Source organism: Pontibacillus sp. ABV4_188 (assembly GCF_056311905.1).
Map to the genome: position 1 here is coordinate 1,872,931 of NZ_CM149975.1, position 25,192 is coordinate 1,898,122.

The window sequence follows — 25,192 nt, forward strand, 5'->3', positions numbered from 1 at the left end:
TTATGCTTGGTATGGAGAGTGTATCTATTGCAGTAATCTGGATCTTAACTGTAGTTTCTACAATTGGGTGTGTGGTTTACGGAGCCGTAATGTGGAATAAAGGAGGGGACAATTAATGAATATGTCGATTTTAATCCCACTATGTATCGTCTATATTGGGGTTATGTCAGGTTTAGCTTATTATGGATATAAAAAGACAGTAACGGAGTCTGATTACTTGCTTGGTGGGAGGAATATTAACCCGGTTGTTATGGCACTATCATATGGTGCGACTTTTATTAGTACATCAGCTCTAGTTGGTTTTGGTGGAGTTGGATCCATTTTCGGTATGGGGCTTCTCTGGTTAGCGTTTTTAAACATTGTACTAGGCATTTTCGTAGCATTTGCAGTTTTTGGCACTCGGATTAGGAGGTTATCTATTGAGCTAGATGCATCCACATTCCCTTCGTTATTAGGAAAGCGTTATGGGTCTAAATTTATTACAGTCTTTGCGGGTGCTATGATTTTTATATTTATGCCGGCTTACACAAGCATCGTATTAATTGGCGGGGGACGCTTTCTGCAAGAATCATTGTCCCTAAACTTTAATCTTTCTCTTTTCATCTTGGCTGCAATTATAGCTTTATACGTAATTAGTGGGGGAATTAAGGCTGTTATGTATACGGATGCCTTTGGTGCAGTGATTATGCTTATAGGTATGGTTGTGTTTCTGGTTGTTACCTACCAAGCTGTGGGTGGTGTAGTTGATGGGCATAAAGCGTTAAGTGCATTAAAAGATATGGTTCCTGAATCCCTCGCCTCAGATGGGCACCAAGGATGGACGAGTATGCCTGTATTTGGAAGTCCATTATGGTGGACGCTTGTAAGTACAATTATCATGGGTGTTGGAATTGGCGTTTTAGCGCAACCGCAGCTTATGATGCGTTGTATGACAGTTAAAGATGACAAAGCCTTATACCGGTCAGTCTTAATCGGTGGAATATTTATATTCTTTATGACTGGTGCAGCTTTTATAGTTGGACCGCTAAGCAATGTGTATTTCATGGAAACGGCAGGTCAGTTATCAATTTCTCAAGCGGAAGGAAATTCTGATTTAGTCATCCCTAAATTTATCAATAGCTTAATGCCGGAATGGTTCATTTACTTGTTTACGCTTACTTTGCTATCTGCAACCATTTCAACAATTAGTTCTCTTGTGCATTTACAAGCTTCAGCATTCGGGGAGGATATTATGAAGTCTGTTGGTGTGAAGTGGGGAAGAAATGGGCAAGGAATGACCCGGTTGGGGGTAATCGTGGGGATGTTAGCTGCAATTGCTTTGGCATATGTATTACCTGGAGGGGTTATTGCAAGAGCGACCGCATTTTGGTTTGGTATATGTGCAGCGGGGTTTTTACCTACATTAATGGGAGCACTATTTTGGAAAAGAGCTTCAAAAAATGGAGCGATTTTCAGCATAATTACAGGTTTCACTATTAGTATACTGGGATTTTTGTTTCTTCATATAAAAGAATCCGGTGTCCTTGGTTTATCACAAGCGTTGTTTGGCAAGGATGCTCTGCTTGCATTTCCATGGACCCATATTGATCCTTTATTATACGCGTTACCATTATCCGCTCTCGTATTTGTGACTGTCAGCTTGATGGATCGGCAGAAGGATGTAAGTGTACAGTCTCAATCTAAATCCATTGTAAAGTAATAGGGCGCTACTTTCTCCTTTAGTTTATTTGGGAGGGGGTAGTGTCTTTTGTGTAATGCTTCTCTTTATTCGCATTCTTAAAGAAAACACGTTACAATCAAAGAATACTTAAACTATTGGATAGTTTTTCATACAATAAGATAAGCTAATCATAAATAGTGTGACTCACGAAGGAGGAAGTATGATGTCAACCATTGAAGAACATGTCTTTGAACAAGAGGGATATCATTTACATATGATCCCAACGAAAAAATATAAAACAAATACCATTGCTGTTAAATTAAAGTCACCTCTTAAGCGAGAGGTCATCACTAAAAGGGCTTTGTTACCTTATGTATTGCAACAAGCTACTAGCAATTATCCTTCTGCTCGTGCTTTCCGAACAGCTTTAGATAGCCTGTATGGTGCTGTTCTAAGCGTGGATTCCTCCAAAAAAGGGGAAGATCACGTAATGACTTTTAGAATGGAGCTTCCAAATGATGAAATGCTCTCTGGAGATGAATCCTTACTAAAGGAAGGGTTATCTCTTATAAATGAAATTATCTTTCATCCTAAGGTAGAAGGTGAAGCACTAGATAAAACAATCATTAATCGTGAGAAGCAAACTCTAACACAAAAGATTAAGTCATTGAAAGATGATAAAATGAGTTATGCGAACACGCGACTCATTGATGAAATGTGTAAAGAAGAGTCTTACCGTTTCCATGTTCATGGTTATGAAGAAGACCTTGATGATATTACCGCAGAGAATTTATATGAATATTACAAAGATCTGTTATCAAACGATGATATGGATGTGTACGTACAAGGGAACTTAGACCCTAATGAGGTTCAGCAAATTGTTCAAGGAACCATTAAGAGACATTCTGCACCGAAACGGACAGAAAATAAAACGACCCAGCAAGACGCACCTTCTGAGGTTAAGGAGATCGTTGAACGTCAAAACATTCAACAAGGGAAGCTTCATCTAGGCTACCGAACATCCATTCGTTATGGCGATAAAGATTATTATGCTTTACAAGTCTTTAATGGTATTTTTGGTGGTTTTCCGTCTTCGAAATTATTTATGAATGTGCGCGAGAAGCATAGTCTAGCTTACTATGCCGCTTCTAGATTTGAGAGCCATAAAGGTCTGTTGCTAGTCTTTTCAGGTATTGATCCTAACGATTATGAACAAGCCAAAGATATTATTGAAAAGCAAATGGATGCTATGAAAGCAGGAGAATTTTCTGAAGAAGATGTTCAAGAAACGAAGCAACTTGTAGTTAATCAGCTAAGAGAGACGATGGATAACCAACATGGCTTAATTGAATTAATGTACCACCAGGTGTTGTCAGGTTCTGAAGTGACGCCTAATGAGATCATTGAAAACGTTGAGCGTGTTACTCACGAAGATGTTTTACAAGTAGCAAAGAAAGTAGCACTAGACACCGTCTACTTCTTAACGAAAGAAGAAGGGGGAAATGAATAATGAAGACAACTAACTATGAACAAATACAAGAAACATTGTATTCTAAAAAGCTTGAGAACGGATTAGAGGTCTACTTACTACCAAAACGAGAAATGGCTAAGACATTTGCTGTTTTTACAACGGAGTATGGTTCTATAGATCAAACTTTTACACCACTTGGTAAGGATGAACAAGTAACAGTCCCAGAAGGTATTGCTCACTTTTTGGAGCACAAACTTTTTGAAAAAGAAGACCGTGATGTATTTCAAGACTTTTCGAAGCAAGGAGCTTCACCGAACGCGTTTACATCCTTTACGAGTACAGCTTACTTATTCTCAGCAACAAGTGAGATTTCAGAAAATGTTCAGACTCTTTTAGATTTTGTGCAGAACCCGTATTTCTCAGATGAGTCTGTTGAAAAAGAGAAAGGTATTATTGCCCAAGAAATCCGGATGTATGATGATCAGCCAGATTGGAGATCTTTCTTTGGTACCATACAGAGCCTGTTTGAAGAGCACCCGGTCAAAATTGATATTGCAGGTACTGTTGATTCAATTCAGGATATTACAAAAGAAGATCTGTATACTTGTTATGAAACGTTCTACCATCCATCAAATATGACATTTTTCTTAGCAGGGAACTTTGATCCTGAAACAATGATGAAACAGATAGAAGACAATCAGAATTCGAAATCCTTCGCTCCTCCAGAAGATATTAAGCGCTCTTATCCTAGTGAGCCAACAGGAGTTGCCAATAAGCATAAAGTAATTGAGATGCCTGTTTCTGTATCAAAATGTTTAGTGGGTGTAAAAGAGGACACTTCAAGCTTAACGAAAGATACATTTTTGCAAACGGATATGATTAAGAGTATGGTTTTAGACCATTTCTTCTCTAAGAGTGGAGAATATTTCGAAAAGCTATATAAAGAAGATCTTGTTGATGATAGTTTCTCTTTTGAAACCCACCTTCATAAGACTTTTGGTTTCACCATTTTAGGTGGGAACACACGAGAACCAGAACAGTTTCAAAAGAGAGTTAAAGAAATGCTTCATGAATTGAAAGAGCGCGATATTACGGACGAAGAGTTTGAACGTATGAAGAAGAAACGTATTGGACAGTTTTTACGTTCAATGAACTCTCTTGAGTTTATTGCTACTACTTTCGTTCAGTACCGTCATTTAGGGATTGATTTGTTCCAAGTTCTCCCTGAAATTGAGAAATTAACGAAACAAGATGTAATGAATCACATTCAGAATTGGATCTCAGAAGACCGCATTGCTGTTTGTGAAGTTCGTCCTTCTGAAGCGTAAGGGGATGAAGTATGAAAACATGTTTCTTATTAGGGGCTAGTGGAGGGATTGGGCAAGCTGTTGCTAAAAAGCTTGCCCAATCTGGCTACAGTCTTATTTTACATTATCAAACAAATCAATATGCAATTGACCAATTGTGTAATTCACTTCCGGAAGGGACTGTGCTACAAACCGTACAATGTGATCTTCGGAGTGAACCAAGTATGAATGAAATGATCGAGAGTATCGAGTTCCCTGTGGACACATTGGTATTTGCTAGTGGGACGAGCTTGGTCAAACTTTTCCAGGATGTAACATCTGAAGAAATGGACGATTTGTTATCGATTCATATAAAATCCCCATGGCGCATTTCTCAACTTCTTCTTCCACATATGATTAAGCAAAAACAAGGTCACATTGTTATGATATCCTCTATTTGGGGTGAAGTGGGTGCGAGCTGTGAGGTTGTGTATTCTTCTGTTAAGGGTGCTCAGGATAGTTTTGTGAAAGCTCTGGCAAAAGAAGTTGGACCCTCAGGTGTACATGTTAATGGAATACGTCCAGGCTTTATACAAACGGATATGAATGCACAATTTTCAAGTGAAGATTTAGCTGAAATTAAAGAAGAAATACCAGTGGGCAGGCTAGGAAAACCTCAAGATGTTGCTGATGTTGTAGAGTTCTTAGTTGGACCTGGCTCATCTTACATACAAGGACAAATGTTAAATGTAAATGGTGCTTGGGGTGGTTGATTTTCATCAAGCTTGATGAATAATTCTCTCCTTCTACACAAATGATAATAGTGTAAGTTCGAGTCATATGAAGGAGGAATAACCATGTCTGTATTAGATAACTGGGGTTCTTGGAAAGACTTTTTAGGCGATCGTCTTCATCAAGCTGAAGGCGATGGTTTAGATGACCGTGCCGTATCAGAACTGGCTTATGAGGTAGGCGATTACTTAGCGAACCAAGTGGATGCAAAAAATGATCAAGAAGCGGTTCTTCGTGATCTATGGAGTGTTGCTTCTAAAGAGGAACAACATGCAATTGCAAACATGATGGTTAAGTTAGTCCACAATAACGGTACGAAGTAACAAGAGGGGGAGAGCCCCCTCTTGTTTTTTTGTCTTGTAGTACCTAAATTTTAATTAGCTTTTTTAGGGAAGTCTTTAGCTCTAGAAGTCATTAGTAATGATCGTTTAGCGATATTTCTGTGATCTATAATAGGGCCTTTTTGGAAAAAAGGGTGTTAGAAGGATTCGTGAGCGGAGTGTTTGGGTACGTATAAAAGTAGGTGAGTATAATAAAACGTTTCCGAAATCAAGACATTATATCCTTTTCTAATATTTGAAAATCATTTATGATAGTAATAGTATTCAAAAAACTTCAATTGAGAAAAGTTAATGGATCTATCGGGTAACTGTGCCTGATCATTATAGAAGAGGGATAAAAGATAGAAAGGAGTAGTGATATGGAAAAGAAGGAATGGTACTTGGAATATGAAATCCAAGTAAATAGACCAGGTTTACTAGGAGATATCTCCTCTTTATTGGGGATGCTTTCTATTAACATTATTACCATTAACGGGGTTGAGGATTCTAGGCGTGGTATGCTCCTCCTTTGCAAAAATGATGAGCAGATTAATCGTTTAAGATCAATACTTGAAACAATGGACACGATCAGCATAACAAAGTTTCGTCGTCCTAAATTGCGTGACCGATTAGCGGTGAGACATGGAAGGTATATACATAGTGATATCGATGATAAGAAGACGTTTCGTTTTGTCAGAGAAGATCTGGGACTGTTAGTAGACTTTATGGCAGAGCTTTTTAAGAAAGATGAACATAAGCTTATTGGAATAAGAGGTATGCCAAGGGTTGGGAAGACAGAGTCGATTGTAGCAGCTAGCGTTTCTGCCAATAAGAAATGGTTATTTGTTTCAAGTACTTTATTAAAGCAAACGATTCGAAGCCAATTAATTGAAGATGAATACTCCTCTGATAACGTTTATATCCTTGACGGGATTGTTTCTACTCGTCGTGCTAATGAAAGGCACTGGCAATTAGTTCGCGAAATCATGCGCTTACCTGCTACAAAAGTAGTAGAACATCCTGATATGCTAGTGCGAGAAACCGAATACAAACTGGACGATTTTGATTATATTCTTGAGCTTAGGAATGACGAGAACGAAGAAATTACATATGAAACAGTCGACAAGCCAGACTTAGATCAAAAAGACGGCTTTTCCATGTTTGATTTTTAAGATGGAAGGTGTTATGCAATGGAAATAGGTGCTAGATTAAAGGAAGCAAGAGAGTCTCAAAACATGACTCTTGATGATGTGCAGCAAGAAACAAAAATCCAAACTCGTTATTTACAAGCTATTGAAAAAGGGAATTTCAGCATTATGCCAGGTAAATTCTACACAAGAGCGTTTATTAGGCAATATGCAGAAGCGGTTGGCTTAGATGCTGAAGCCTTGATGGAAGAACACAAGAGTGAACTTCCTTCTTCTAGTGAAGAAGAATATATACAGTATACTAGACTGCAGCGACAAAAGGATGAATCTCCATCTGGTAGGAATTCTGCATTTATGTCATTCTTGCCAAAGCTAACCATCATTTTATTGATTGTTGGTATACTTGCTGTTGCTTTAGTGTTCTACCAAAAAACAATGGGGTCAGGTAATGATCATGACAGCCCCACACAGGAAACGGATGAACCCGTAGATACTTATGAACGTTCTGGAAGTAATGAGGGTTCACCGGAAGAAGATAGTAGTAAGGCGAGCACTGATGAATCTGAATCAAATCAGGAAGAAGAAAGTGACTCATCCGATGGTCAACCAGAAGATAATGACTCTAATAATAATGAGTCTAATAAATCTACTGAAGAAGACAAAGAAGATGAAACGAAAGAGGAACCAAAGAATCAACTTGTTCTAAAAGAAAAAGGGCAAACACAAAATGGTGTAACCCCTATTTCCGTATATGAACTTCAAAATTCTGAGGAGCTAAAAGTAACGTTCTCTACTGTTAATGGCTCAACAAGTTACGTAGATATCAAAGGTGCTTCTGGAAACCTTATTTTCATGGAGAACGCTATTAAAGATGGTCAGGAAGTTGATCTAAATAGTCAAAAAGAAGTGACTATTAACATTGGTAGAACGCCTGGGGTTACCCTTAAAATAAACGGAGAGCCTCTTGAATATCCAATTTCACCTGAAAAGCAAGATGTTCAAAAAATCCGTATCATAAAAGCTTCGGCAGAATAACACCAGAAGGGAGTCATCTTGACGATGGGGCTCCCTTCTTGTATTTTATATTTGATTAAGAGAGACTATTGGAGGTCAAGTGAACATGAACATCCCAAATAAAATTACCATTTCAAGAATTTTAATGATTCCTATTTTCATGATCCTATTATCTGTTCCTTTTAACTGGGGGACGCTGAATATAGGGGAAAGTGAGCTGCCTGTTTCTCATTTAATAGCGGCCATATTGTTTATCGTAGCTTCTGTTACGGATTGGGTGGATGGCTACTATGCTCGAAAATTTAACCTAGTAACAAATTTAGGGAAATTTCTCGATCCATTAGCAGATAAATTACTTGTTTCGGCTGCTCTTATTTCTTTAGTTGAATTAGACTTAGCTGCAGCGTGGGTTGTAATTTTAATTATAAGTCGTGAATTTGCAGTTACGGGTTTACGTTTAGTTGCAGCAGGAGAAGGTATTGTACTTGCAGCAGGCCAAATGGGAAAGTTAAAAACGTGGATTCAAATTATTGCAGCTTCAGCTTTACTCCTTCATAATTTCCCGTTTTCTTATATTGGCTTTCCATTTGGAACCATAGCATTATATTTAGCTATGATTATTACAGTGGTGTCAGGTGTTGAGTACTTTATGAAGAACTGGCATGTAATGAAAGGATCTAAATAAAATGACACAATTAGTTAAAGGTGAAATTGTCGCAGTTGGAACAGAATTGCTTTTAGGTCAAATTGTGAATTCTAATGCACAATGGATATCACAAGAATTAGCAAATAGAGGCGTAGGAGTCTTTTATCATACGGTTGTAGGGGATAATTTAAGCAGGCTCGAGGCACAGTTTAAAGAGTCAGCACAACGCTCTGACCTTATTATCATTACTGGAGGATTAGGACCTACTGACGATGATCTGACTCGTGAGGCAGCGGCCAACGTAATGGGAAAAGAGATTATACAAGATGATGAAGCATTAGCTTCTATTGAAGCCTACTACGCTAGAAACAACCAACAAATGACACCAAATAATAAGCGTCAAGCACGAATTATTGAAGGAGGTACTCTGCTTCATAATCGTGTAGGTATGGCGCCAGGGTTTGTTGTACAACAAGACGAGAAGTTATGGGTGTTCCTTCCTGGTGTACCTAGAGAAATGAAAGCCATTTTACAAGATGACGGTTTTAAGTATATAGAAAAGTATTTTAAAATTAATCAAACCATCCAATCTCGCATGTTGCGCTTTATTGGGATTGGGGAATCTCAACTAGAGCATGACCTGAAAGATTTAATCGAGGGACAATCTAATCCTACAATAGCCCCTTTAGCTAGTGAAGGAGAAGTGGGTCTGCGTCTTACGGCAAGAGCTGATTCTGAGAAAGAAGCAGCAGCTCTTATTGAAGGTGCCGAACAAGAAATTAAGAATCGTATCGGAAAGTACTGTTATGGATCTGATCAAGACACTATTCAGAGTAAGGTGATGCAGTTACTTCAGGAACAGGAGCTTACTGTAAGTGCTGCTGAGAGCTTAACAGGTGGTCGATTTACGGACAGCCTGATTTCCATTGAAGGAGCTTCCTCAGTGTGTAAAGGCGGAATCGTGTCTTATTCTAATGAGTCTAAGAAAAGCCTCTTAGATATACCGGCACTTATTCTAGGTGAATACGGTGCGGTCTCGGAAGCTTGCGCTTTATCAATGGCTGTAAATGTAACGGGGAAGCTTGATAGTGATATCGGTATTAGTTTTACAGGTGTAGCAGGCCCCGATCCTTCAGAAGGTCAAGAGGTCGGGACGGTTTATATTGGAATTTATGTAGATGGTAACCAACCGATCGTTAAATGTTTTCACTTTAATGGTGATCGTGATATGATTAGACATCGAAGTGTTAAAAAAGCTTATGAACTTTTGTATCATTTATTAAAATCGTAAAATCAACCACATACTCTCCCTTAAAATTGTGTTTCCGTAATCGTATCTTTCAATTTTAAGGGAGAACACCTTTTTAAAAATAGGGAACATTTATTCGCATTTTTGTTGGCAAATGATTAAAAACACGTTATGATAGGTATAGTTAATTCGTAAGGGGGAAACAAAGTGAGCGATCGTAAACAAGCGTTAGATATGGCTCTACGTCAAATAGAAAAGCAATTCGGTAAAGGTTCAATTATGAAAATGGGCGAGCAAGCCGAAATGAAGATAAATACAGTACCAAGTGGTTCATTAGCTCTTGATGTGGCTTTAGGTGTAGGTGGCTATCCTAGAGGTCGTATTGTGGAAGTATATGGGCCAGAGTCTTCAGGTAAAACAACAGTTGCGCTTCACGCTATTGCAGAAGCCCAACGTCAAGGTGGACAAGCGGCATTTATTGACGCTGAGCACGCTCTAGATCCCGTTTATGCACGAGCATTAGGTGTAGATATTGAGAATCTGTTACTCTCTCAACCTGATACAGGGGAGCAAGCACTTGAAATCGCCGAAGCTCTTGTTCGAAGTGGTGCAATTGATATTATTGTCATTGACTCTGTAGCAGCTTTAGTGCCAAAAGCAGAGATTGAAGGGGAAATGGGAGACTCGCACGTAGGTCTGCAAGCTCGACTCATGTCCCAAGCACTTCGTAAACTTGGCGGTGCTATAAATAAATCGAAAACAACAGCTATGTTTATCAACCAAATACGTGAAAAAGTTGGGGTTATGTTTGGTAACCCTGAAACAACTCCAGGTGGACGCGCGTTAAAATTCTACTCTTCTGTACGTTTAGAAGTGCGTCGTGCCGAAACGCTTAAGCAAGGAAACGAGATGGTTGGTAATAAAACTAAAATTAAAGTCGTTAAGAATAAAGTAGCCCCTCCATTCAGGCAAGCTGAAGTTGATATTATGTACGGTGAAGGGATCTCTAAAGAAGGTGAGCTGATCGACATCGGTACTGACCTTGATATTATAACGAAGAGTGGCTCTTGGTATTCTTACAACGATGAACGTATGGGGCAAGGTCGCGAAAATGCAAAAAGTTATCTTAAAGAAAATGCGGATCGATACGATGAAATTAATACGAAGATCCGTCAACATTATGACATGTATGATGATCCCGAAGGTTCCAAAGAGAATGAGAATCAAGATACTCTAGATGTTTAAAAGATATTCGTTTACCTAAAAATCCTGCAAATGTTGCAGGATTTTTTCCTACATATTGATATGCAGTTTTATACGTTTATGAAGTGATAGGGTTTGACTAGTTTATTGAATATGAAAGAGAATGTATGAAATAGAGGGAGAAATTGGACGCTTCCTTGACAATAACACTCGTCAAGCTTAGAATTAATATGTATAATTTTCATTTTTCTTAACTTTATACGAAATGTTTTGAATCTTTAAAAACGAAAATGAAAATGAAACAAACATGTACATGCCGACAAACATGTATGGTAAAAAGTGAAAAAGCAAGAGGAGGTGAATGGTATGGATAACTTAATCACAATCATCCTCATTTTGCTTTTCGTCATCATCGCTTATGTTGTTGGTTATTGGGTTCGGAAGTCCATTGCTGAAGCGAAAATTTCTAGTGCCGAAGATTTGGCGAAACAAATTGTTGAAGAAGGTCATCGAAATGCAGATGCAGCGAAGAAGGAAGCGCTGCTTGAGGCAAAAGAAGAGAATCATCAACTTCGTCAAGAAGCTGAACAAGAAATTCGCGAGCGACGCACAGAGCTTCAAAAGCAAGAAAGCCGTTTGATGCAAAAGGAAGAGAATCTGGATCGAAAAAGTGAAACGCTTGATAAGCGCGAACTGACGTTAGAAAAGAAAGAAGAGTCATTAACTGAAAAACAACAACAAATTGAAGAAACGGAAAGCAAAGTGGATGAGATGAGAAAGCAGCAACAAACTGAGCTTGAGCGTATTTCAGGATACACTACAGATCAAGCGAAGCAGGTTATTTTAGAGCGTGTTGAACAAGAAGTGGCTCATGAATCAGCACTTATGATTAAAGAGGCAGAAAACCGTGCTAAAGAAGAAGCGGACAAGAAAGCGAAGAACATTCTTTCTCTTGCCCTTCAACGTTGTGCTGCTGACCACGTTGCTGAAACAACGGTTTCCGTTGTAAACTTACCGAACGATGAGATGAAAGGTCGTATCATTGGTCGTGAAGGGCGTAATATCCGTACTCTTGAAACACTTACTGGAATTGATCTTATAATTGATGATACCCCAGAAGCTGTAATTCTTTCTGGATTTGATCCAGTCAGAAGAGAAATCGCGCGTAACGCGCTAGAAAAACTTGTTCAAGATGGACGAATTCACCCAGCGCGAATTGAAGAAATGGTCGAAAAATCACGTCGTGAAGTAGATGAGTTTATAAGGGAAGTTGGGGAACAAACCACGTTTGAAGTGGGTGTTCACGGATTACACCCAGACCTTGTTAAGATATTAGGTCGTTTGAAGTATCGTACAAGTTACGGTCAAAATGTATTGAAGCACTCTACAGAAGTCGCATACTTATCCGGACTTTTAGCTGCTGAGCTAGGTGAAGACGAAACGTTAGCTCGACGTGCTGGTCTGTTACATGATATTGGTAAAGCGATTGACCATGAAGTAGAGGGAAGTCACGTTGAAATAGGTGTAGAATTAGCGAAGAAATATAAAGAAAATGATACCGTTATTAATGCGATTGCTTCACACCATGGAGACGAAGAGCCTACTTCTGTCATTTCTGTTCTTGTAGCAGCAGCAGACGCCTTGTCTGCAGCTAGACCAGGAGCGCGAAGTGAAACGTTAGAGAACTATATTAAGCGTTTAGAGAAGCTTGAAGAAATTTCTGAGTCCTATGATGGCGTTGAGAAATCCTTTGCCATTCAAGCAGGACGAGAGGTACGCATTATGGTGAAACCAGAAGAAATCGATGACTTGAAGTCCGTTCAACTTGCTAGAGATATAAGAAATCGTATTGAAGGTGAGTTAGACTATCCGGGTCATATAAAAGTAACCGTAGTTCGAGAAACTAGAGCTGTAGAATATGCCAAATAATAAAGCGACCCTTTGGGTCGCTTTATTTTATGTCTAAACCTATGTATAATACTAAAAACAGCCACAAAGTCATTGTAACTTGTAATTTGACTGTGTATCACTGAATGAAATGAGATAAGAGAGGGACTAAACATGAAAATATTATTCGTTGGAGATGTAGTAGGCTCGCCGGGGCGCCAAATGGTGGAAGATTACTTACCTAAATTGAAAAACTCTTACCAACCACACTTCACTATTATTAATGGGGAAAATGCAGCTTCTGGTAAGGGGATTAATCACAAGATCTATCAAAAGTTTCTAGAACTTGGCGCTCAAGCTGTAACATTAGGGAATCACGCTTGGGACAAAAAAGAGATTTTTGATTTTATAGATGATGCCGACAAAATGATCCGCCCAGCCAATTTCCCTGAAGGGACCCCTGGAGATGGGATTATGTACGTGAAAGATAATGGCGTAGAGTTAGCTATTATTAATTTACAAGGTAGGACTTTTATGCCTCCGTTAGATGATCCGTTTAAAAAAGCGGATGAATTAGTTAAACAGGCAAAGAAACGCACAAATCTTATATTTGTAGATTTTCATGCTGAAGCTACTTCTGAAAAGCAAGCCTTAGCTTGGTATTTAGACGGTCGTGTAAGTGCGGTAGTAGGAACACATACTCACGTTCAGACTGCAGATGACCGTATTCTATCTGATGGAACTGCTTATATAACGGACGTAGGAATGACCGGTCCATATGATGAAATTTTGGGGACAGACAAAGAGGCGGTTATCAAGAAATTTCTTACAAATTTACCAGTACGTTTTGAAGTTCCAAAAACGGGAAGAACACAACTAAGTGCATTCCTAGTTGATGTGGATGCCTCCTCCGGCAAAGCACGTAAGGTTGAACGAATTCTAATTAACGATGATCATCCATTTTTTAGTTGATTATTTGAATTTTTAGAAAAATTCGTTCATAATAGGGGGGAATAACTTTTCAACTCCATGAATATAGTAGAAATGGAAGAATCTTAGGTTACGAAGGAGGAACTAGTAGTGGAAATATTAAAAGTTTCAGCAAAATCTAACCCTAATTCTGTAGCAGGTGCACTTGCGAACGTGCTAAGAGAACGCGGCTCAGCAGAAATTCAGGCTATCGGTGCTGGTGCGCTTAACCAGGCCGTGAAAGCGGTAGCAATCGCTCGAGGATTCGTGGCTCCGAGTGGTGTTGATTTGATTTGTATCCCTGCCTTTACGGATATTATGATTGACGAGGAAGAACGTACGGCTATTAAACTCATTGTTGAGCCAAGGTAACTGAATAAACAGGGTGTCCCCTACTCTTTTTTGGGACACCCCTTTTATATGCTTGAAACCATTTTCCTACTAGTTATATAAGGCTCACTTAAGGATGGACCTAGATCAATCTAGTGATTGAATTAGAATCCTCTTAAGGGAGCCTTTTTTTATACTTTACTTTTGGTAGATACTAGATTTTTTATTTAGTTTGATTGATAGTAGAACAACGAGGAGGTACATCATGATAATTGACGCTCACTGTGATGTATTATGGAAGTTATGGGAAAGACCTGACCGTTCTTTTTTTAATAGCTCTGATTTACAAGTGAATTATGAGAAATGGATGAATTCTCCTGTTAAAGTGCAATGCTTTGCTATATTTGTGCCAGAAACAGTCCCGAGTGCTAGCCAATTTGATGTAGCGTTAGAAATGGTTCAATTGTTTAAAGAGCGTATAGTAGATCCTTATGAAAGAGTGGTATGGATAAAAGATCAAAACCAGCTTCTATCATTAGGTCCTGATGAGAAAGGGGCTGTCTTAACGCTCGAGGGCTGTCATCCGATAGGAGATCGATTGAGTCGTCTTAAAACACTTGTTCAGTTAGGAGTGAGAGCAGTCGGCTTAACGTGGAATCAAGGAAATGCGGTTGCAGATGGAATTGGTGAGACACGAGGGGCTGGATTGACAGATTTCGGTAGAGATGTTGTTCGGTATTTAAATAAACAACAGATATGGACAGATGTATCTCATATTTCATACAGAGGTTTTTGGGACACCTTACAAATTGCAGATTTCCCAATGGCAAGTCATTCAAATGCCTATGCAGTTGCTTCACATCCTAGGAATTTAGACGATGCCCAATTAAAAGCTTTAATAGAGAGGGGGGCCTTTATTGGTGTTACATATGTAACGGAGTTTCTAAACTTAACGCTAGAGGCTTATAGAAAGGATGTAATCCGTCATATGAAACATATAATCAATCTTGGTGGGGAGTGCTCACTTGGCTTTGGATCTGACTTTGATGGGACGGATAAAGTAGTTACAGGTCTTGAAGATTATACAGAATATGAATCTTTTTTATCGCAAATTGTAGTTAATCACTTTTCGCAAGATATCGTCAGAAAGGTGTGTTATGAGAATTTCATACGAACGTTTCCGAAGAAGTAAAGGGGGCGTTTTGAAACAAATTTTGAAAACGTTTTCTGTTGGTGATCATTTGTTCATTTCAGGAGGACAGCAATAAAAAATATACTAGATTCATATTGATTTTTATGATATTAATAGTATTAAAGGGAGTTTTAATAAGGAGTTGTTGTTCGTCATGAATGGAAAAATGAAAGCAATAATGAAGAGTGAGAGTGGTCCGGGTGCTGAATTAGCTGAAGTAGAGATTCCGGCAGTTGGAGATTTGGATGTTTTAATAAAAGTGAAAGCTACGTCTATTTGTGGGACAGATGTCCATATTTATAATTGGGATGAATGGTCAAAGAGTCGGGTTCATCCTCCGTATGTATTTGGTCATGAATTTGCAGGAGAAGTTGTAGAAATAGGGGAAAAAGTAACGAAGGTAAAAGTTGGAGACTACGTTAGTGCAGAAACGCATATCGTATGTCACCAGTGTCCACAATGTTTAACAGGCCAATTCCATATTTGTGAGAACACAAAAATTATTGGTGTAGATACTCAAGGATGTTTTGCAGAATATGTTGCCTTACCAGAAGAGAATATGTGGAAAAACCCTTCAGATATGCCAATAGAGATCGCTTCTATTCAAGAGCCCATGGGGAACGCAGTACATACTGTTTTAAATGGAGATGTTGCTGGTAAAACCGTAGCCATTATTGGTTGTGGACCGATTGGTCTTATGGCGGTTGGTGTAGCTAAAGCTGCAGGTGCTTCACTTGTATTAGCTTTTGATGTAAATCCTTATCGCTTAGAGCTAGCAAAAAATATGGGAGCAAACATAACCATTCATTCGATAAATGAGGACCCTATTAAACGTGCAAAAGATTTAACTGATGGACATGGTGTGGATGTTGTTTGTGAAATGAGTGGTCATCCAGTTGCTATGGATCAAGGATTTAAAATGGTAACAAACGGTGGCCGGGTCTCAATTTTAAGCTTGCCAGTGCAACCCGTTCACATTGATATTACAAATGATGTTGTATTTAAAGGCATAGAAGTGCAAGGTATTACAGGGAGGAAGATGTTTGAAACGTGGCAGCAGGTTTCAAGGCTCTTGCAATCTAAGCAAGTTGATGTAACGCCTATTCTTACTCACCACTTACCTCTAGAAGATTTCCATAGAGGTTTTGAGTTAATGAATAATGGTCAATGCGGAAAAGTTGTATTACACCCATAATAATTCAGGAGGTTTTAAGGTATGAAAGGTTTTGAACATTTACAAACAGAGCTAGAGGAAATGAAAGACCAAGGGACTTATAGAGAGCTAATACCCCTAGAATCTGCACAAGGGTCTCGTGTAACCATTAAAGGGAAAGATGTTATCCAACTGTCTTCTAACAACTACCTTGGTTTAACTTCTCACCCTAGGCTTAAAAAAGCTGCAGAAGATGCGGTTAAAGAATATGGTGTTGGAACCGGGTCAGTTCGTACTATTGCAGGAACACTTTCTATGCATGAAAATTACGAACGGAAATTAGCCAAGTTTAAACATACAGAGGCAGCTCTTGTATTTCAGTCTGGCTTTACAACAAACCAAGGTGTTTTGTCTTCTATGTTAAGTGACCAGGATGTTGTTATTTCAGATGAACTGAACCATGCTTCTATTATTGATGGGATCCGTTTAACAAAAGCTGCAAGAAAAATCTACAAGCATGTAGATATGGAGTCACTCGAGGAAAAATTAAAAGAGTCAACTGAATATCGAACTAGGCTTGTTGTAACAGATGGAGTATTCTCCATGGATGGAAACATTGCTCCTTTAACAGAAATAGTAGAGCTTGCTGAGAAGTATGATGCACTTATTATGGTGGATGATGCGCACGCTAGTGGTGTGCTTGGAGAGAATGGAAGAGGTACTGTGAATCACTTTGGATTGGATGGTAGAGTACATATCCAAGTAGGAACTTTAAGTAAGGCTATTGGTGTACTTGGGGGTTATGTGGCAACCTCACAAACCTTAAAAGAATACTTAATTCATAAAGGCCGACCATTTTTATTCAGTACATCTCATCCTCCTGCTGTAACAGCAGCATGCGATGCAGCGATTGATGTTTTACTTGAGGAACCTGAGTTAATTCAGAAGCTATGGGATAATACGAAATTCTTTAAAGATGGTTTGAAAGAACTTGGGTTTAATACAGGCATTAGTGAAACGCCTGTCACTCCCGTTATGATAGGTGATGACGCGCTAACGCATAAATTTTCCGATGAACTGTTTAATGAAGGCGTTTTTGCTCAAGGAATTGTCTTTCCGACGGTACCTAAAGGAAAAGGGCGTATTCGTACAATTGTAACAGCAGAACATTCCAAAGAGGAATTGCAAGAAGCGCTCAAAGCATTCGAACGTGCTGGAAAGACACTTGGGCTTTTGTAAATTAAAACCACTCTTTTTTTAGGAAAGGTCATTCCTTTTGAGGAATAGGCCTTTTCCTATTCTTTTCTACATATGTTCACGAAATTTTCTTTTATTTTAAGGTCGGAGACTGATATAATATTACAATTAGAGACAGTGTGAAAGGAGTTCTCTGAATGAATGAACAACAACGAAAAGAAATGAGTTCCATTCAACAACCTGAACAAGACAAGCCGGATCAGGATAAACCTTTAAAAGAAAAGACAACTGAAGACTTTGCTAAATATTTTGAAACGACTTACCAACCCCCTTCTTTAAAAAGTGCAAAGAAACGCGGAAAAGAAGATGTGAGTGTTCATTATGATTTTGATATTCCTGAAGATCTCAAAGGATTAGGTAACGGTAAGAAATTTCTTATTCGAACATACGGATGTCAAATGAATGAACATGATACAGAAGTAATGGCTGGTATATTAACAGACATGGGCTATGAATCTACAAGTGATCAAAAAGAAGCAGATATCATTTTACTTAATACGTGTGCGATTCGAGAAAACGCTGAAAATAAAGTTTTTGGTGAGATAGGCCACTTAAAATCCTTAAAGCGCGAGAAACCAGATCTGCTATTGGGTGTATGTGGGTGCATGTCTCAGGAAGAATCCGTCGTAAATCGTATTCTACAAAAGCACCAATTCATAGACTTAATATTTGGTACACATAACATTCACCGCCTTCCATACTTAGTAAAAGAAGCGCTATTTGGGAAAGAAATGGTGGTTGAGGTATGGTCTAAAGAAGGTGACATTGTAGAGAACCTTCCAAGAGAACGCAAAGGAAATATAAAAGCGTGGGTAAACATTATGTATGGTTGTGATAAGTTCTGCACATATTGTATTGTTCCATACACACGAGGCAAGGAACGGAGTCGTCGTCCGGAGGATATTATTCAGGAAGTGCGTCAATTGGCAGCTCAAGGATATAAAGAAGTCACTTTACTTGGTCAAAATGTAAATGCATACGGGAAAGATTTCGATGATATGACATATGGCCTTGGTGACTTAATGAACGAGATTCATAAAATTGATATTCCGAGAGTGCGCTTCACGACTTCACATCCTCGAGATTTCGACGACCGTTTAATAGAAGTATTAGCTCAAGGTGGAAACTTACTCGATCATATTCATTTACCTGTACAATCTGGGAGTTCAGAAGTTCTTAAAATCATGGCGCGTAAATATACGCGCGAACGCTATCTTGAGCTCGTTGATAAGATTCGATCAGCAATGCCAAATGCAACAATGACGACTGATATAATAGTTGGATTCCCTAACGAAACTGAAGAACAGTTTCAGGATACGTTAAGCCTTGTTGAAGAAGTAGGTTTTGAAGGTGCTTATACATTTATTTACTCTCCAAGAGAAGGAACTCCAGCAGCGAAGATGCAGGATAACGTTCCAATGGAAGTGAAAAAAGAGCGCTTACAACGATTGAATGCTGTTATTAATCATCAATCCGCTCAAGCAATGAAGAAGTATGAAAATGAAATAGTCCATGTGTTAGTAGAAGGGGAAAGTAAGAATAACCCTGATGTACTTGCTGGACATACAGATAAAAATAAGCTCGTGAATTTCCGAGGTCCAAAATCCATTATTGGTCAAATTGTCCCTGTTCGGGTGACAAAAGCCAAAACGTGGTCACTGGACGGAGAAATGGTCGAAGCAGTAGAGGTGAAATAAATGTCAACATATACACGTAGTGAAGTCATTCAACAAGCTCAAAGCCTAGCGCACAAAATCGTAGAGACGCCAGAAATTGAGCGTTTTAAACAAGTAGAAGCAAAGTTAAATGAAAATAAAAAGGTTCAGGAATATATTAGTCGTATTAAATCTCTTCAAAAGCAAGCTGTGAACTTTCAATATTATGAAAAAACAGAAGCTCAGAAGAAAGTAGAGAAAGAAATTGATCGTCTTCAAGCCGAATTAGACGCAATTCCGGTTGTGGAAGAATTCAAACAAACGCAATCGTCCGTTAATGACTTCTTGCAAAGTGTGACGAACACAATTGCTAATGAAGTAACGAATCAAATTATACGCGACACAGGTGGCGATCTTTTAGAAGGAACAACAGGGTCTGCGGTCCAATCAGGAGGATCTTGTGATCATTAAAGAATGAGGTGAAAGAGTGCTCTCGAAAAAAGAGAGCGCTCTTTTTTATTGCTTATAAAACTTTTCGTACATTTTTCTAGGCTCTTGCATAGAATGAAGTAGGAACTAAAGTTTCAACCTGCCATGATTATCGATTTATCTTTATGATCTGTGCACTTAGGGCGAATGTCTCGCATAGTATGTGAGTGAACAAAGAAGGAGGAGGTTGGGCTCTCATGTCGTTATTTGATCAGGAGTATCGTGAGATTATTACAAAAGCGGTATGTGGAAAGGGTAGGAAGTTTATCCAGGACACAAATACTGTAACACCATCTCATCGCCCAACAAGCATTCTAGGATGCTGGGTAATCAACCACATTTATAATGCAAAGAAAAAGGGCGATTACGTTGAGGTTTCTGGTAGTTACGAAATCAATGTATGGTATTCGTACAGCGATAATACAAAGACAGAAGTCGTTACAGAGAAAGTACATTACTGTGATAAGGTGCCTTTATCCATTAAGGATGAAAACTGTCTGGACTGTGACTTTGAAGTCATAGCTCGTGTCGTGCAACAACCAAACTGTTTAGAAGCACGCATTGCGCACCAAGGACATAAAATTATCGTTGATGTTGAGCGGGAATTCATTGTCGAAGTTATAGGAGAGACAAAGATCTGTGTTAAAGTCGACCCAGATGGCTGTGTATGTGATGAAGATGACTGGGGATATGATGTCTCAAGTGATGATTTTTCACACGTTAATCCAGACTTCCTCGCACAAGACGAAGAAGAATAACGCTCAGAGAAGACCTGACACTTGTCAGGTCTTTTTTGCTGTAAAGGACAGAAGGGTGCCAGGCACCCTTCTGTCCTTTACAGTGGAATAGTATTCGGTTTCCAGAATGATTCGGTCGTTAGAATGGTTCTTGATATGCTATAATGTGTTGTAATTGAAATTCGTTCGTGGAGGATTCTTTATGGCAAAGCAAACACCAATGATGCAGCAATATATGCAAATTAAGGCGCAATATCAAGATGCCTTTTTATTTTTCCGTTTAGGCGATTTTTATGAGTTGTTTAATGAAGATGCAACGAAAGCCGCTCAGGAATTAGAAATTACATTAACAAGTCGTGATGGTGGAAACATCCCAATGTGCGGGGTTCCTTACCACTCATCAGCAAATTATATAAAAACATTAATTGAAAAAGGATATAAAGTAGCCATCTGTGAGCAAGTGGAAGACCCCAAAACAGCAAAAGGTGTTGTGAAAAGAGAGGTTGTTCAACTTGTAACTCCAGGGACCGTCATGGAAGGGGCGATGCTTTCTGAAGATGAGAATAACTACTTGGCTTCTATTACGCCTTTTCATGAGCAAACGTATGTAGTTGCTTATAACGACTTAACCACAGGAGAAAACAGCATTGCTTTATTAGAAGATGGTTTTGACGGTGTGCTAAGTGAATTATTTAATCGCCCTGTAAAAGAAATTATTGTCCCGCCAACATTTGATGAAGCCCATCAAAAAGCCTTGCAAGACCGACTTGGTGTAACTATATCCAAGCAAGAAGAGAATACCATCCCTGAAAGTTTTCAATCTCTTGTAGAAAATTTGCAGGATAATCGTCTTATTACTGGATTCGGACAATTATTTAACTATATCCAAGACACTCAGAAGCGATCGCTCGATCATTTAAAACCTGTATATCAAATTCAGCTTAAAGAATATATGACGCTTGACATGTATTCCAAACGTAACCTTGAACTTATGGAAACAATCCGCAAGCAAGGAAAGAAGGGGAGTCTTCTTTGGGTGCTTGATAAAACGGTCACATCCATGGGAGCTCGTACATTAAAGAAATGGGTGGAGCGCCCGTTACTTCGTAAAGAAAGCATTGAAGAACGCTATAACCAGGTAGAGGGTTTTATGGATCAATTCTTTGAAAGAGAAACGCTCAGAGAATCATTGAAGTCTGTTTACGATCTGGAGCGTCTAGCTGGCAGAGTGGCATATGGCAATGTTAATGCCCGTGACCTTGTACAGTTAAAGCAATCAATTGGACGTATCCCTGAAATCAAGTCGCTTCTTGCTACTTTTGATAAACCTGAATTAAAAGCTTTATCTGCCCAACTTCAACCCTTAGATGAGGTTCATGATCTGTTAGAGAAAGCAATCATGGATGCACCACCTATTACAGTGAAAGAAGGTGGCCTAATAAAAGATGGGTATAATAGTCAGTTAGATGATTACCGGGATGCGGCTAGGAACGGAAAGCAATGGATCGCACAACTTGAACAGAAGGAAAGACAAGAAACTGGTATTAGCAAGCTGAAAATTGGATACAATCGTGTATTTGGTTATTATCTTGAAGTGACTAAAGCGAATATACACCTCCTTCCTGAAGGGCGATATGAGCGTAAACAAACACTCGCCAATGCTGAGAGGTATATTACACCTGAATTAAAGGAAAAAGAAACACTCATTCTTGAAGCTCAAGAGAAAAGTGTTGAACTTGAATATGATTTATTTATAGAAGTTCGGGATCAGGTGAAAAACTTTATTCGTCCATTACAAATTCTTGCGGAGCAAATTAGCGCAATAGACGTGTTGCAAGGGTTTGCGACAGTAAGTGAAGAGTACCAGTATACAAGACCTTCTATTGTTGAAGAACGTGAAGTTTCCATTGAAAAAGGTCGCCATCCGGTCGTTGAAAAAGTTATGCAAAATGATACGTTTGTTCCAAATGATGTAGATATGCCTGAACAAACAGATATTCTACTCATAACAGGTCCAAATATGAGTGGTAAGAGTACGTATATGCGACAATTGGCGTTAACTGCAATTATGGCGCAAATTGGTTGCTTTGTTCCTTGCGAAGCTGCTAGACTTCCAATCTTCGATCAGATCTTTACAAGAATCGGAGCAGCAGACGATCTTGTTTCTGGTCAGAGTACTTTCATGGTCGAAATGCTAGAAGCTAAACATGCTTTAACCCGTGCCACAGATAAAAGCTTAATTTTGCTTGATGAAATAGGCAGAGGGACAAGTACCTATGATGGAATGGCTCTAGCTCAAGCAATTGTTGAACATATTCACAATCATATTCATGCAAAAACCATGTTTTCAACGCACTACCATGAACTGACAGCGCTAGACGAACAGCTGAACCATCTTAAAAATGTTCATGTACGAGCTGAAGAATACGAAGGGCGGGTTGTGTTTCTTCATCAAATACAAGACGGAGCGGCTGATCAGAGTTACGGCATTCATGTAGCACAACTTGCTGAGTTGCCAGAAGGGCTGATCAATCGTGCTAATGAAATTCTTGCTCAATTAGAAGGATCATCTAGTGAAGAGGATACTGCCGTACAAACTCAGGATTCACCTGTCGAACCAGACGAGCAATTATCCTTATTTAAAGAAGAGACAATCCCGTTTAAAGAAACAAAACAGCAGCCTGAGAGGAGTTCTAATCAAGATCAGGTGATAAAGCAATTGTCAGAGCTTGATCTTTTAGAACTAAATCCTATTGAAGCGATGAATCATTTATACACATTACAAAAGCAATTGAAGAAATAAAAAAGGGGGAGGTCAAGTGGCAACTATTCATCAAATGCCTGACGCTTTAGCGAATAAAATTGCAGCAGGTGAAGTAGTAGAACGTCCCTCATCAGTTGTTAAAGAACTGGTTGAGAATAGTATTGACGCAGGAAGTACTTGGGTCAAAGTTGAACTAGAAGAAGCGGGTCTCTCCAAAATCAAAATTATGGATAATGGAAAAGGCATGAGCGAAGAGGATAGTGAACGAGCTTTCTTACGTCATGCTACTAGTAAAATAACGCATGAGAATGAGCTATTCCGAGTGAAAACACTTGGATTCCGAGGGGAAGCTTTAGCAAGTATTGCAGCCGTCAGTCGTTTAACTGTTAAATCATCAACAGGTAAAGAAGCTGGAACGAAACTTTATTTAGAAGGTGGAGCTTTAAAAGAAAAAGATAAAAGCGATGCGAGACAAGGAACTGAAATTACGGTTGATGAGCTCTTCTTTAATACACCAGCAAGGTTAAAGTATATGAAAACTATTCACACGGAACTTGGACACATTACAGATGTAATGAATCGTATGGCTTTGTCTCATCCTGAAGTCCGTTTTGAATGCTATCATAACGGGAAGCGCTTGTTCCAAACGACTGGTAGAGGGGATATTCTTCAAGTGATCTCTCAAATTTATGGGATGTCTACAGCCAAAAAAATGATCCCTATCGAAGCGAAGACACTTGATTTCACCATTACTGGTTATATAGCTAAACCTGAGATTACTAGAGCCTCAAGGAACTATATGTCTACAATCGTTAATGGTCGGTATATTCGAAACCCGGCAGTCAATAAAGCCGTTTTGCAAGGGTATCACACACTACTCCCAATAGGCAGGTACCCACTTGTGGTGCTGCAAATTGAAATGGATCCTTATTTGGTAGATGTAAACGTTCATCCAGCTAAATTAGAAGTTCGTTTCAGTAAAGAAAAGGAGCTCTTTGACGCAGTACAAGAAGCTGTTACAAGTGTTTTTCGGAAAGAAACTCTTATACCGGAAGTTGAACAGAAGCCAAAACGTGCAAAAGAGAAAGATTCGTCTGTTCAGGGGAGCTTTTCATTTGAAGAAAGACCAAAACCTACTTCCTTTATGTCAGAACCTCATGCAGCACAGTGGAATTCTAATACTCGAAGAGAAGAACCAGAGTGGATGAAAGAAAGTGAAGCTCCTGATTATGCAGAAATAGTTAAAAAGGCAACTGCACCAGACTTTGAAACAGATGCTAAAGATCATGAACCAATTGTCTCCGAACAGGAACAAGAAGAAGTGGTAGTAGAGACAACGTATCGCGTGCCTATTCTTTATCCAATTGGTCAGTTACACGGAACTTATATTCTTGCGCAAAATGAGAATGGTCTTTATATTATTGACCAGCACGCTGCACAAGAGCGAATTAAATATGAGTTTTTCCGTGATAAATTAGGTCAGACGACTAATGAAGTTCAGGAATTACTAATGCCAATGACTTTTGACTTCACAAAGCCAGAAGCCATTTTGATTCAAGAGCACATGGAAAAGTTGCAACATGTAGGTTTGTTCCTTGAACCATTTGGAGAGCAAACCTTTATTGTTCGATCGCACCCACAATGGTTTCCTAAAGGTCATGAACAAGAAGTTATCGAAGAAATGGTAGACCAAGTATTAAATGAAAATAACATTAATATTACTTCTTTGCGTGAAGAAGCGGCCATTTTAATGAGCTGTAAACGATCCATTAAAGCAAACCATTATTTAAATCATGAAGATATGAAGCGTCTCCTTGATGACTTACGGGAGTCTACGGATCCATTTACATGCCCTCACGGTCGCCCGATTATTGTTCATTTCTCTGAGTATGAAATGGAAAAGATGTTTAAACGTGTAATGTAATGACAAGAATTAAGCGGACTAGATCCTTTTTGAAGGATCGTTCGCT

General features: G+C 39.0%; 22 protein-coding genes. All 22 read left to right on the forward strand.

Annotation, left to right across the window (positions count from 1 at the left end):
* Positions 1 to 11 precede the first annotated feature (11 nt).
* A complete protein-coding gene (locus tag ACYX4O_RS09495; protein WP_476356651.1) occupies positions 12 to 116 on the forward strand; it encodes a symporter small accessory protein in 105 nt (34 codons plus the stop codon).
* On the forward strand, positions 116 to 1,699 hold the full coding sequence (locus ACYX4O_RS09500; protein ID WP_476356652.1) for a sodium:solute symporter family protein: 1,584 nt from the start codon (positions 116 to 118) through the stop codon (positions 1,697 to 1,699). The genes ACYX4O_RS09495 and ACYX4O_RS09500 overlap by 1 nt, the downstream gene beginning before the upstream one ends.
* A gap of 184 nt (positions 1,700 to 1,883) precedes the next feature.
* Positions 1,884 to 3,170: an EF-P 5-aminopentanol modification-associated protein YfmF gene (gene yfmF / locus ACYX4O_RS09505; RefSeq protein ID WP_476356654.1), complete on the forward strand. Its 1,287-nt coding sequence runs from the start codon at positions 1,884 to 1,886 to the stop codon at positions 3,168 to 3,170.
* On the forward strand, positions 3,170 to 4,459 hold the full coding sequence (yfmH, locus tag ACYX4O_RS09510; RefSeq protein WP_476356656.1) for an EF-P 5-aminopentanol modification-associated protein YfmH: 1,290 nt from the start codon (positions 3,170 to 3,172) through the stop codon (positions 4,457 to 4,459). Before yfmF ends, yfmH begins: the two co-directional genes overlap by 1 nt.
* A gap of 11 nt (positions 4,460 to 4,470) precedes the next feature.
* Complete coding sequence (gene ymfI, locus ACYX4O_RS09515; RefSeq protein WP_476356658.1) at positions 4,471 to 5,190, forward strand: elongation factor P 5-aminopentanone reductase; 720 nt, start codon at positions 4,471 to 4,473, stop codon at positions 5,188 to 5,190.
* Between the two features lie 84 nt (positions 5,191 to 5,274).
* Positions 5,275 to 5,532, forward strand: coding sequence for a DUF3243 domain-containing protein (locus ACYX4O_RS09520; RefSeq protein ID WP_188649856.1), 258 nt, complete (start codon positions 5,275 to 5,277; stop codon positions 5,530 to 5,532).
* A 377-nt stretch (positions 5,533 to 5,909) separates the two neighbouring features.
* Positions 5,910 to 6,701, forward strand: a complete 792-nt coding sequence (locus ACYX4O_RS09525) for a DUF3388 domain-containing protein (RefSeq protein WP_036778849.1) — start codon at positions 5,910 to 5,912, stop codon at positions 6,699 to 6,701.
* Positions 6,702 to 6,719: 18 nt separating this feature from the next.
* Entirely contained in the window at positions 6,720 to 7,712 is a 993-nt protein-coding gene (locus tag ACYX4O_RS09530) for a RodZ domain-containing protein (protein WP_476356661.1), read from the forward strand.
* Between the two features lie 85 nt (positions 7,713 to 7,797).
* Positions 7,798 to 8,376, forward strand: coding sequence for a CDP-diacylglycerol--glycerol-3-phosphate 3-phosphatidyltransferase (gene pgsA, locus ACYX4O_RS09535; protein WP_476356663.1), 579 nt, complete (start codon positions 7,798 to 7,800; stop codon positions 8,374 to 8,376).
* Between the two features lies 1 nt (position 8,377).
* Positions 8,378 to 9,628, forward strand: coding sequence for a competence/damage-inducible protein A (locus ACYX4O_RS09540; protein WP_476356665.1), 1,251 nt, complete (start codon positions 8,378 to 8,380; stop codon positions 9,626 to 9,628).
* Between the two features lie 165 nt (positions 9,629 to 9,793).
* Complete coding sequence (recA, locus tag ACYX4O_RS09545; protein ID WP_476356666.1) at positions 9,794 to 10,831, forward strand: recombinase RecA; 1,038 nt, start codon at positions 9,794 to 9,796, stop codon at positions 10,829 to 10,831.
* Between the two features lie 324 nt (positions 10,832 to 11,155).
* Positions 11,156 to 12,718 carry a ribonuclease Y gene (rny, locus tag ACYX4O_RS09550; protein WP_188649865.1) on the forward strand — a complete coding sequence of 521 codons (1,563 nt, stop codon included), beginning with the start codon at positions 11,156 to 11,158 and terminating at the stop codon, positions 12,716 to 12,718.
* A gap of 132 nt (positions 12,719 to 12,850) precedes the next feature.
* Positions 12,851 to 13,648, forward strand: a complete 798-nt coding sequence (locus ACYX4O_RS09555) for a TIGR00282 family metallophosphoesterase (RefSeq protein ID WP_476356669.1) — start codon at positions 12,851 to 12,853, stop codon at positions 13,646 to 13,648.
* A gap of 108 nt (positions 13,649 to 13,756) precedes the next feature.
* Positions 13,757 to 14,017 carry a stage V sporulation protein SpoVS gene (gene spoVS / locus ACYX4O_RS09560; RefSeq protein ID WP_036778868.1) on the forward strand — a complete coding sequence of 87 codons (261 nt, stop codon included), beginning with the start codon at positions 13,757 to 13,759 and terminating at the stop codon, positions 14,015 to 14,017.
* A gap of 223 nt (positions 14,018 to 14,240) precedes the next feature.
* Entirely contained in the window at positions 14,241 to 15,167 is a 927-nt protein-coding gene (locus tag ACYX4O_RS09565) for a dipeptidase (protein WP_476356671.1), read from the forward strand.
* 154 nt (positions 15,168 to 15,321) lie between these two features.
* Positions 15,322 to 16,362, forward strand: a complete 1,041-nt coding sequence (gene tdh / locus ACYX4O_RS09570; protein ID WP_476356673.1) for an L-threonine 3-dehydrogenase — start codon at positions 15,322 to 15,324, stop codon at positions 16,360 to 16,362.
* Positions 16,363 to 16,383: 21 nt separating this feature from the next.
* Entirely contained in the window at positions 16,384 to 17,559 is a 1,176-nt protein-coding gene (locus ACYX4O_RS09575; RefSeq protein ID WP_476356675.1) for a glycine C-acetyltransferase, read from the forward strand.
* A gap of 155 nt (positions 17,560 to 17,714) precedes the next feature.
* The gene (gene miaB, locus ACYX4O_RS09580; RefSeq protein ID WP_476356677.1) at positions 17,715 to 19,274 is read left to right on the forward strand and encodes a tRNA (N6-isopentenyl adenosine(37)-C2)-methylthiotransferase MiaB; all 1,560 of its coding nucleotides are present in this window, start codon (positions 17,715 to 17,717) and stop codon (positions 19,272 to 19,274) included.
* Entirely contained in the window at positions 19,275 to 19,703 is a 429-nt protein-coding gene (locus tag ACYX4O_RS09585) for a YlbF/YmcA family competence regulator (RefSeq protein ID WP_188649877.1), read from the forward strand.
* Between the two features lie 215 nt (positions 19,704 to 19,918).
* A complete protein-coding gene (gene cotE / locus ACYX4O_RS09590) occupies positions 19,919 to 20,479 on the forward strand; it encodes an outer spore coat protein CotE (protein WP_036778884.1) in 561 nt (186 codons plus the stop codon).
* Positions 20,480 to 20,660: 181 nt separating this feature from the next.
* Positions 20,661 to 23,261: a DNA mismatch repair protein MutS gene (gene mutS / locus ACYX4O_RS09595; protein WP_476356680.1), complete on the forward strand. Its 2,601-nt coding sequence runs from the start codon at positions 20,661 to 20,663 to the stop codon at positions 23,259 to 23,261.
* Between the two features lie 34 nt (positions 23,262 to 23,295).
* The gene (gene mutL / locus ACYX4O_RS09600) at positions 23,296 to 25,146 is read left to right on the forward strand and encodes a DNA mismatch repair endonuclease MutL (RefSeq protein WP_476357073.1); all 1,851 of its coding nucleotides are present in this window, start codon (positions 23,296 to 23,298) and stop codon (positions 25,144 to 25,146) included.
* Positions 25,147 to 25,192 lie beyond the last annotated feature (46 nt).

What these genes read in the sequence shown, in the direction of transcription:
- ACYX4O_RS09495 (WP_476356651.1), top strand. Translation starts at nt 12, where the DNA reads ATGGAGAGTGTATCTATTGCAGTAATCTGGATCTTAACTGTAGTTTCT.
- ACYX4O_RS09500 (WP_476356652.1), top strand. Translation starts at nt 116, where the DNA reads ATGAATATGTCGATTTTAATCCCACTATGTATCGTCTATATTGGGGTT.
- yfmF (WP_476356654.1), top strand. Translation starts at nt 1,884, where the DNA reads ATGTCAACCATTGAAGAACATGTCTTTGAACAAGAGGGATATCATTTA.
- yfmH (WP_476356656.1), top strand. Translation starts at nt 3,170, where the DNA reads ATGAAGACAACTAACTATGAACAAATACAAGAAACATTGTATTCTAAA.
- ymfI (WP_476356658.1), top strand. Translation starts at nt 4,471, where the DNA reads ATGAAAACATGTTTCTTATTAGGGGCTAGTGGAGGGATTGGGCAAGCT.
- ACYX4O_RS09520 (WP_188649856.1), top strand. Translation starts at nt 5,275, where the DNA reads ATGTCTGTATTAGATAACTGGGGTTCTTGGAAAGACTTTTTAGGCGAT.
- ACYX4O_RS09525 (WP_036778849.1), top strand. Translation starts at nt 5,910, where the DNA reads ATGGAAAAGAAGGAATGGTACTTGGAATATGAAATCCAAGTAAATAGA.
- ACYX4O_RS09530 (WP_476356661.1), top strand. Translation starts at nt 6,720, where the DNA reads ATGGAAATAGGTGCTAGATTAAAGGAAGCAAGAGAGTCTCAAAACATG.
- pgsA (WP_476356663.1), top strand. Translation starts at nt 7,798, where the DNA reads ATGAACATCCCAAATAAAATTACCATTTCAAGAATTTTAATGATTCCT.
- ACYX4O_RS09540 (WP_476356665.1), top strand. Translation starts at nt 8,378, where the DNA reads ATGACACAATTAGTTAAAGGTGAAATTGTCGCAGTTGGAACAGAATTG.
- rny (WP_188649865.1), top strand. Translation starts at nt 11,156, where the DNA reads ATGGATAACTTAATCACAATCATCCTCATTTTGCTTTTCGTCATCATC.
- ACYX4O_RS09555 (WP_476356669.1), top strand. Translation starts at nt 12,851, where the DNA reads ATGAAAATATTATTCGTTGGAGATGTAGTAGGCTCGCCGGGGCGCCAA.
- ACYX4O_RS09565 (WP_476356671.1), top strand. Translation starts at nt 14,241, where the DNA reads ATGATAATTGACGCTCACTGTGATGTATTATGGAAGTTATGGGAAAGA.
- tdh (WP_476356673.1), top strand. Translation starts at nt 15,322, where the DNA reads ATGAATGGAAAAATGAAAGCAATAATGAAGAGTGAGAGTGGTCCGGGT.
- ACYX4O_RS09575 (WP_476356675.1), top strand. Translation starts at nt 16,384, where the DNA reads ATGAAAGGTTTTGAACATTTACAAACAGAGCTAGAGGAAATGAAAGAC.
- miaB (WP_476356677.1), top strand. Translation starts at nt 17,715, where the DNA reads ATGAATGAACAACAACGAAAAGAAATGAGTTCCATTCAACAACCTGAA.
- ACYX4O_RS09585 (WP_188649877.1), top strand. Translation starts at nt 19,275, where the DNA reads ATGTCAACATATACACGTAGTGAAGTCATTCAACAAGCTCAAAGCCTA.
- cotE (WP_036778884.1), top strand. Translation starts at nt 19,919, where the DNA reads ATGTCGTTATTTGATCAGGAGTATCGTGAGATTATTACAAAAGCGGTA.
- mutS (WP_476356680.1), top strand. Translation starts at nt 20,661, where the DNA reads ATGGCAAAGCAAACACCAATGATGCAGCAATATATGCAAATTAAGGCG.
- mutL (WP_476357073.1), top strand. Translation starts at nt 23,296, where the DNA reads ATGCCTGACGCTTTAGCGAATAAAATTGCAGCAGGTGAAGTAGTAGAA.